This is a genomic window from Nocardioides sp. (genome assembly GCF_035481145.1).
Classification (GTDB): Bacteria; Actinomycetota; Actinomycetes; order Propionibacteriales; family Nocardioidaceae; genus Nocardioides.
This window is the reverse complement of record NZ_DATIHB010000177.1, coordinates 1-8,245: the sequence shown is the minus strand read 5'-3', so window position 1 is coordinate 8,245 and position 8,245 is coordinate 1. Positions and strand designations below refer to the sequence as shown.

The 8,245-nt window shown below is 70.6% G+C and carries 6 protein-coding genes and 1 pseudogene; all 7 read right to left on the bottom strand.

Annotated features, from left to right (window positions below; genetic code table 11):
- Positions 1-124 precede the first annotated feature (124 nt).
- On the bottom strand, positions 125-1,084 hold the full coding sequence (locus VLF38_RS14585; protein ID WP_325271966.1) for an ABC transporter ATP-binding protein: 960 nt from the start codon (positions 1,082-1,084) through the stop codon (positions 125-127).
- Positions 1,085-1,138: 54 nt separating this feature from the next.
- Positions 1,139-1,870 (bottom strand): lipoyl(octanoyl) transferase LipB, encoded by a 732-nt coding sequence (lipB, locus tag VLF38_RS14580; protein WP_325271967.1) that lies wholly within the window; start codon positions 1,868-1,870, stop codon positions 1,139-1,141.
- Positions 1,871-1,883: 13 nt separating this feature from the next.
- Positions 1,884-2,783: a TIGR01777 family oxidoreductase gene (locus tag VLF38_RS14575; RefSeq protein WP_325271965.1), complete on the bottom strand. Its 900-nt coding sequence runs from the start codon at positions 2,781-2,783 to the stop codon at positions 1,884-1,886.
- Between the two features lie 65 nt (positions 2,784-2,848).
- On the bottom strand, positions 2,849-4,300 hold the full coding sequence (locus VLF38_RS14570) for an NAD(P)/FAD-dependent oxidoreductase (protein ID WP_325271964.1): 1,452 nt from the start codon (positions 4,298-4,300) through the stop codon (positions 2,849-2,851).
- Positions 4,301-4,305: 5 nt separating this feature from the next.
- Positions 4,306-5,211 carry an SDR family oxidoreductase gene (locus VLF38_RS14565; protein WP_325271963.1) on the bottom strand — a complete coding sequence of 302 codons (906 nt, stop codon included), beginning with the start codon at positions 5,209-5,211 and terminating at the stop codon, positions 4,306-4,308.
- Positions 5,208-7,142, bottom strand: a complete 1,935-nt coding sequence (locus VLF38_RS14560; RefSeq protein ID WP_325271962.1) for a hypothetical protein — start codon at positions 7,140-7,142, stop codon at positions 5,208-5,210. Before VLF38_RS14560 ends, VLF38_RS14565 begins: the two co-directional genes overlap by 4 nt.
- 174 nt (positions 7,143-7,316) lie before the next feature.
- A pseudogene (locus VLF38_RS14555) lies at positions 7,317-8,245 on the bottom strand (hypothetical protein); the annotation flags it as partial.

Sequence of the window (8,245 nt, the reverse complement as noted above, 5' to 3'; positions counted from 1 at the left end):
GCTTCGGTGCTGATCGTCCAGACCGTCAGGAGCGCGAGCGGGACGAGGAGGGCCAGCGGCACGAGGAGCTGGACCGCACGCCGCCAGCGGAGCCGGTTGAGCTCGACGAGGACCAGGCGCAGCATCACGCGGCTCCGTTCGTGGGTGCGGACTGCTGGGCGGACTGCTGGGCGGAGAGGTCCTCGCCTGCGGTCAGCTCGAGGAAGACCGACTCGAGGTCGCGGCGTTCGGGGGTGAGCTCCTTGATCCACACGCCCACTCCGGCGAGCAGCTCGCTGATCCGCTCGGGCGCCGTGCCCGTGGCGTTGAGTGCCGGGCCGTCGAGCCGTGCCGCTACCCCCGCCTCCACCAGCGTGGAGAGGGCGAGCGTGGGGTCGGTGGTCACGACGCGTACGCCGTCACCGCCGGCGAGGAGCTCATCGACCGAGCCCGAGGCGATCGTGCGCCCACGACCGAGGATCGTGACGTCGGTGCAGACCTGCTGCACCTCTGCGAGGACGTGCGAGCTGAGCAGCACCGTGACCCCGCGCGCCGCGAGGCTGCGGATCATCTCGCGGTTCTCACGGATGCCGGCCGGGTCGAGACCGTTGGAGGGCTCGTCGAGGATCAGCAGCTCCGGGTCGCGCAACAGGGTCGCCGCGACGGCGAGCCGCTGGCGCATGCCGAGGGAGTAGCCCTTGTACTTGTGCCGGCCCCGGTCGCCCAGGCCGACGGTGTGCAGCGCCTCGTCGACGCGGGTGTCGGCGACACCGACCGAGCGGGAGAGGAGCAGGAGGTTCTGCCGGCCGGTCAGGCCGGGGGAGAAGCGCGGCGACTCGACCACCGCCCCGACCCGCGCCATCACCTCGGGCAGGTGTGCGGGCACCGTGGTGCCGAAGAGGGACATCGTGCCGGTGTCGGCCCGGCTCAGGCCGAGGAGCATCCGGATGGTCGAGGTCTTGCCGGATCCGTTGGGTCCGAGGAAGCCGTGCACCTGTCCGCGCTCGACGCGGAGGTTGGCGCCGTCGACGGCCCAGCTCCTCCCGCCGCGCAGGGACGAGTAGGACTTGCGGAGGCCCACGGCCTCGACGACGACATCTGTCACTCCCGCATCAAACCACCGCGGGCAGCCGAAACCGGGCGAATCGCCGGACCCGGGTCAGGCGCCCGGCCGCACCAGGTTGATCCGCGGCGGCTCGGGGCGCGCCTCGTAGTCAGGAGTGGGCACGTAGGGCTCCCAGGCGAGGTACGTCGCGAGGTGCTTCTCGACGATCGGGACGACCTCGGTGACCGGCACGTCACGACCGAGCTCGAGCGAGAGCGAGGTGACGCCGGCATCGGCGATGCCGCACGGCAGGAAGCGGTCGTACCACCCCATGTCGACGTCGCAGTTGAGCGAGAAGCCGTGCATGGTCACGCCGCGCGCTACGCGGATGCCGATGGCGGCGACCTTCCGTTCCGGCCGGCCCGTCGCCGGGTCGGCCCGGAGCCAGACCCCGCTGCGGCCGGGCACCCGAGCGGTGGTGACCCCGAGCTCGGCGCAGGCCCGGATCAGGGCCTCCTCGACCCGGCGTACGTAGTCGACGACGAGCACGTGGTCGGGCAGCCGCACGATCGGGTAGCCGACGAGCTGGCCGGGGCCGTGGAAGGTGATCTTGCCGCCGCGGTCGACGTCGATGACAGGCGCGCCGCCCGGGTCGGCGGGCCGCTCGTGCGGGTCGGTGCGCTTGCCCGCGGTGTACGTCGGCGGGTGCTCGAGCAGCAGCACCGTGGGCGTGCCGCCGGCCACCACGGACTCGTGGACCTGGCGCTGCAGCTCCCACGCCTCAAGGTAGTCGACCGCCCGCGGGCCGAGGCCGGCGATGGTGAAGTCGAGGGGGGTGTCGGTCATGGCAGGCACGCCCTCAGCGTAGTGCTGCCGCGATCACGTCACGCACGTCGTGGTCGGCGAACGCGTAGCCCGAGGAGCGGAGCGCGAGCGGAGTGACCCGCAGGGATCCGAGGAGCTCGGGGGAGACCTTGCCGGCGGCGGTCTCGAGCACCTTCGCCGGGACGGCCAGCCGCGCCCGGCGGCCGACGGCGTCGGCGAGGGCCTGGGTGAACTCGGTGTTGGTCGGGGTCATCGGGCAGCAGAGGTTGACCGGCCCGGCCAGGCCCGAGCCGACGAGGTGGCGCACGCCGCCGATCCAGTCGCGCAGCGAGACCATCGGGAAGTACTGCGAGCCGCCTCCGAGGCGTGCGCCGAGGCCGAGCTTGAAGAGCGGCAGGAGCTGCTTGAGAGGCGCGCTCTCCTGGTCGATCACCGGCGCCGTGCGGAGCAGGCAGACCCGGGCGCCGGCGTGGCGCGCGACCGTCGTGGAGGCCTCCCACTCGCGGACGACCGAGGTCATCAGGGACCCCCCGTTGGAGCTGCCCGTCTCGGCGACCAGGGCAGTGCCGTGGTCGCCGTAGAAGCCCACGGCGCTGCCGTTGAGGAGGGCAGGTCGCCCGGCATCGCGCTGGTGGGCGTCGGCGACCGCCTGCGCGATCGTGCGGGTCGCGTCGACCCGGCTGGTGCGCAGCTCGGAGGCCCAGCGGCGCGAGTGCGGGTTGCCCGCCGTCGGGGAGCCGCAGAGGTTGATCACCACGTCGGCGGCGTCGACGACCTCCTGCGGGACCGTGCCCTCCGCGGGGTCCCACCGCACCTCGTCCGCGGCGGTGGGCGGGCGGCGTACGAGGCGGGTGATCTCGTGGCCGTCAGCGCGCAGGGCGTCGGTCAGGTGGGTGCCGAGAAAGCCGGACGACCCGGCAAGCAGGAGCTGCACGCTCCCACTCTGCCGGGTCGCCGGTGACGGGGCCAGAGGCCGCCGTCCTTTGTCTCAGTTGCGGATCAGCTGAAGTGGATCTCGTCGTCCACGAGGGGCGACTTCTGGATGAACTTCTTGTCGAAGTACCAGTTCTGCTTGAGCCGCCACGGGTCGCGGTTGCCAGCCTTCGGCATCTTGTCCGCCGCGCGGGCGAGGTAGCCCGAGTCCAGCTTCATGATGTCCTCGGCCTCGAGGCCGCCGTCGACGATCGGGACGACCTTGGTGAAGCTGTTCTCGTCCATGTGGTCGAGCAGGCGGACGATGTACTCGCAGACCAGGTCGGCCTTGAGCGTCCAGGAGGCGTTGGAGTAGCCGATGATGAAGGCGAAGTTCGGGATGTTGTTGAGCATCAGCGCCTTGTAGGTGAAGAGCTTCCCGAGGTCGACCTTCTCGCCGTCGACCTCGACCTCGGCACCGCCGAACATCTGGATGTCGAGGCCCGTCGCGGTGACGATGATGTCGGCGTCGAGGTGCTGGCCGTTCTTCAGCTGGATGCCCGTCGCGTCGAACTTCTCGATGTGCTCGGTGACGATGTCGACCTTGTGGCTGTGGATCGCCTTGAAGAGGTCGGCGCCGGGCACCACGCAGAGGCGCTGGTCCCACGGGTTGTACGGCGGGACGAGGTGCTTGTCGTAGTCGAAGTCCTTGGGCAGGTGGATCTTCGCCCAGCGCTTGATGAGCGCCTTGGTCGCCTTCGGCTGGCGCCGCGCGAACTCGAAGAAGCCGATCGTCACCGACGCGTAGCGGGCGTGGATCGCCTTGGCGGCGACCTTCGCCGGCAGGGTCTTCTTCAGCACCGAGGCGACGGGGTCGATCTTCGGCTGGCTGATGATGTACGTCGGGGTGCGCTGCAGCATCGTGATGTGCTCGGCGTCCGGAGCCATCGACGGGATCAGCGTGATCGACGTGGCGCCCGAGCCGATGACGACGACCCGCTTGCCGGTGTAGTCGAGGTCCTCCGGCCAGTGCTGCGGGTGCACGATCTGGCCCTTGAACTCGTCGGCGCCGGGGAACTCCGGGGTGTAGCCGGCGTCGTAGTTGTAGTAGCCGGTGGTGTTGACCAGGAAGTTGGCGGTCAGCGTCTCGGTCGTGCCGGTCTCGCCGTTCTCGACGGTGACCGTCCAGAGGTTCGCCTCCGACGACCAGGAGTACGCCGTCGCCTTGCGCTGGTAGCGGATGTGCTTGTCGACGCCGTACTCGGAGGCCGTCTCCTTGAGGTACTGCAGGATGTCCTTGCCGTCGGCGATCGCGTCCTTGCCCGTCCACGGGCGGAAGCCGAAGCCGAGGGTGTACATGTCGGAGTCGGAGCGCAGGCCGGGGTACTTGAAGAGGCTCCAGGTGCCGCCGAGCTCCTCGCGCATCTCGAGCAGGGCGTAGCTCTTGGCCGGGAAGGCCTTGCTGACGTGCACCGCAGCGTCGATGCCGGAGAGGCCGGCGCCGACGATCAGGACGTCGAGGTGCTTCGCTTCGGTCATGCCAGTCACTCCTTGTTGTCGACGACGGCGGCGTCGCTGGCGTCGTTCGCGAGGTTGCGGGCGCTGGTGGCGCGGCCCAAGGCTGCCACCTGCGCGTCCATCTGGGGGAGAAGTCGCGGAACGTGTCGCAGGATCGGGATCGCACCGGCGGCGGAGTTGACCACGTTGCGGTTGAGCCCGATGCCGCGGACCCAGCCCGGACAGTAGACGTGGCGCTGCCGCTTCTCGACGCCCTTCACGAACGCGTTGACGCACGACTCCACGTCGGTGGTCTTGCCCAGCGGGTAGGGCAGCTTGGTCAGCAGCTCCCGGAACGCCGGCAGGTCGGCCTTGGCGTCCTGCACCAGAGGGGTGTCGATCCAGGACATGTGCGCGCAGCCCACGGTGACGCCCTGGTGGGCTACCTCGAGGCGGACCGCGTTGGCGAAGTGCTCCGCGCCCGCCTTCGACGCGTTGTACGCCGACAGGCCGGGCGCCGCCGCGAAGGCCGCGAGCGAGCTGACGACGAGCAGGTAGCCCTTGCTCTCGATCAGGGCCGGGAGCGCCGCCCGCGAGGTGTGGAAGACGCCCATCACGTTGATGTCCATGACCCGCTGGAAGACCGCGGGGTCGGTGTTGAGCACCGAGCCGTAGCTGGCGATGCCGGCGTTGGCGATCGCGGCGTCGAGGCGGCCGAACCGCTCGACCGCGGCGGCGACCGCGGCCTCCATCGCAGCAAGGTCGCAGACGTCGGCAACGACGCCGAGTGCGTTGTCCGCGCCGATCGCGGCGACGGTCTCGTCGAGCGCAGCACGGTCGAGGTCGGTGAGGACCACGCGCGCACCGCGGGCGGCGAGCGCCTTGGCGGTCTCGGCGCCGATGCCCCGGGCGCCGCCCGTGATCAGGACGACCTGGTCGAGATGCGTGCTCATGCGCCCACCTTCTCGCGACCGGAGGCCGTGCGTCGACCGGTTCCGGCGGCGCGGTTGTAGCACCAGCCGAATCCGAGCAGCACGATCACCCAGAGCGACATCACGACGTAGTTGGCGATCGCGTAGAGCACCTGGGGCACGGAGTCCTTGCGCTCGCGCTGGAGCAGCTGCGGCTCGTAGCTCGAGCGGACCGTGTCGCCGTCCAGCACGCGGATCTCGCGGCCACGCTCGCTCGCGATCGCCGGGTCGTCGGGCATGTAGAGCGGCCACGACATCATGTCGTTGGTGCCCTCGTGGATCCGGATCAGCGTCTTCCACTGGCCGTAGAGCGGCAGGGGGTGCTCCGAGCGGTACTCACCCGGGGTGTCCGTCGCGAGCATCCGGACGCGCATGACGCCGGGGACGCCCGCCTCGGGGTCCTGCGGGATGTCAGCGGTCGCCTCGGTGGCCTCGCGCGGCTGGCCCTGCCACGACAGCGCGTAGAACCAGGTGGCGTCCGGGACCGGGTCCTCGCCGGTGAAGCGGATCGTGGCCGTCGCCAGGCACTGCTCCTCGTACGACGTGCAGCTCGCCGCACCCGTCGTCGTACCGGTGAGGCCGACCTCGACCTCGCGGACCTCGCCCTTGAGCGGCGGGGCGCAGACGGCCATCAGTGCCACGAAGGCACCGAATCCGGCGAGGCCGAACCAGCGATATCCCGAGGCGGGAACCGCGGCCTTCGTCACCGTGGTCTCGACGTCGGCCACCTGCTCCAGGCGGCGGACCTGGTAGGTGCCGAGCAGGGCACCGGCCAGGCCGGCGATGGTGCTGGTCGCCAGGAGGTACGGCAGCGCGCTCTCGTTGAACGGCTGGGGGAGCGGCATGTGGTCCTTCGACCAGAGCCACTCGAGGTAGTAGCCGAGGGAACCACCGAGCAGGCCGGCCACGACCGCGAAGGGCACGCGACGCGAGGCGTCGCGGTCGATGCCGGCGGCCAGCGCGACGAGCTCGACGATGATCGCGAACGGCAGGCTGAGCAGGAAGCTCACGGTCAGCACGTCGGGCAGGAGCGCGACGGTGCCGACGAGGAACAGGTAGGCACCGATCCAGACGGCGCTGACGCCGAGGGCGCCACCCTTGCCGAACCAGGTGCGGGCAGCGATGCAGGTGAAGCCGAGCACGAAGCTGTAGATGATGCCCTGCGTCGAGGCCGGGAACTGCGGCACGCCGAGGTCGAACTCCATCAGGAAGGCGAACGGCACGATGCAGAGCGCGAGCGCGAGGAGCATGTACCAGCGGCCGGCGCGGCCGGTCATCGCTCGGGCACCGACCTGACGCGCCTCGGCCAGCAGCAGCGGACCGCACCAGGGGGCGGTGATCGCGCCACCGATCATCAGCACGTGGGTGGGACCCCACTCCGTGACGTCCTGGCCGAAGATCCGGTGCCAGACGTCGTCGAGCGGGAAGCCGAGCACGCCGATGAAGCCGGCCATGAAGATGACGACGGAGCTGAACGGCACGCGCCAGCCGGGCGCGATCTTCAGCGTGTGGCGCGGAAGCGGGTCCTTGGCCAGCGCCATGATCAGCAGGCCGATGTTGAGCAGGGCCAGCAGCGCCAGGTAGATCGGGTAGTGGCTCGGGTTGGCGAACGCGCCGTCGTCACGGCCGCGCTGCATGTGCAGCGGGACGTCCCAGTAGACGCCCCATCCGGCGAGCAGGAGGAAGGGGCCGAGGATGACGAACGGCGCGGCCGCCCAGCCGGGCAGGCCGATCTTGTCGCCGAACGCGTCGAGGCCGCGTCCCAGCGCCGTACGCCGGTTGCGAATGCGCTCGTTGACGAGGATCCAGCCGGTGAAGGCGAAGTAGACCGAGGCGATGGCGCTCGCGGTCAGGACGTCACTCAGGGCCGCGCCACCAGCGGTGGGGGCCTCAGCAGCGAGGGGGAGAAGCATGCGTCACTCCTGGTGCAGTGATTCCGCGACCACCGTTTCTCGGAACGGTGTGTCACAGACATGGTGTCGCACTCAAGTTAGTGCACGGGTGTGCACTGTGGGGGCTGCTCCGGGTGTGACCTGCGCCGGTGGGGAGTGACGCTGATCTCGTTGCACAGCAGGCGTTCGTCCTGCTCAGGAGAGCGCGGCGGACTCCCGGGGTGAGCCGACGGCCGCGCGGTTGTAGCACCAGCCGTAGCCGAGCAGGACCGTCACCCAGAGCAGCAGGACCACCGCGTTGCCGGCGTTGAAGAGCCAGGTCGGCACGTCGTCCTTGCGCTCGCGCTGGAGCATCTCCGGCTCGTAGTGGCTGGCGACGACCTCACCGTCGGCCACGTGGACCAGGCGGCCACGCGGACCGGTGATCGCGGCGTCCTCCGGCATGTAGAGCACCCAGGTCATCATCGTGCGCGGCAGCGTGTGGAGGCGGACCATCGTCTTCCACTGCCCGTAGATCGGGAGAGGTGCGTCCGAGCGGTACTCGCCCGGTGTCCCGGTGGGAAGCAGTCGGCTGCGGACGATGCCGGGCACGTCCGCGACCGGGTCGCGGGGGACGTCGGCGCTGCCGTCGTTGCCCTGCCAGGCGAGGGCGTAGAACCACGCGGCGTCCTCGACGACCTCGGGATCCTCGAGCTGCAGGGTGAGGGTCGCGAGACACCGCTCGGCGGTGCCCGGGCACTCCGGGTCACCGGTGGACGCGTCGCTCCACCGGACCGTGGCCCGCTCGGGTGTGGCGGCCGTCGGCGGCGCACAGACAGCCATCAGCGCGACGAAGGCGAGGAACCCGGCCAGGCCGTACCACCGCCGCCCCTCGGCCATCGCCGGCAGCGCGACCGGGGTGGGTGACCCGGCCGCCACCAGCGCCAGGCGGCGTACCTGCCAGACCGCGACCAGGCCGCCGGCGACCGAGGCGAGCGTGCCAACGGTGAGGTAGAGCGGGAGCCCGGCCGCGTCGAAGGGCTGCGGAAGCGTCATGAACTCGCGCGACCAGAGGAACTCGAGGTAGAGCCCGAGGGTGCCGGCGACGACGCCGCTGGCCACCACGAACGGCAGCAGGCGACGCC

Excerpts from the sequence above, each read along its gene's own strand:
- VLF38_RS14570 (WP_325271964.1), bottom strand. The coding sequence starts at position 4,300 with ATGACCGAAGCGAAGCACCTCGACGTCCTGATCGTCGGCGCCGGCCTC.
- VLF38_RS14560 (WP_325271962.1), bottom strand. The coding sequence starts at position 7,142 with ATGCTTCTCCCCCTCGCTGCTGAGGCCCCCACCGCTGGTGGCGCGGCC.
- VLF38_RS14565 (WP_325271963.1), bottom strand. The coding sequence starts at position 5,211 with ATGAGCACGCATCTCGACCAGGTCGTCCTGATCACGGGCGGCGCCCGG.
- lipB (WP_325271967.1), bottom strand. The coding sequence starts at position 1,870 with ATGACCGACACCCCCCTCGACTTCACCATCGCCGGCCTCGGCCCGCGG.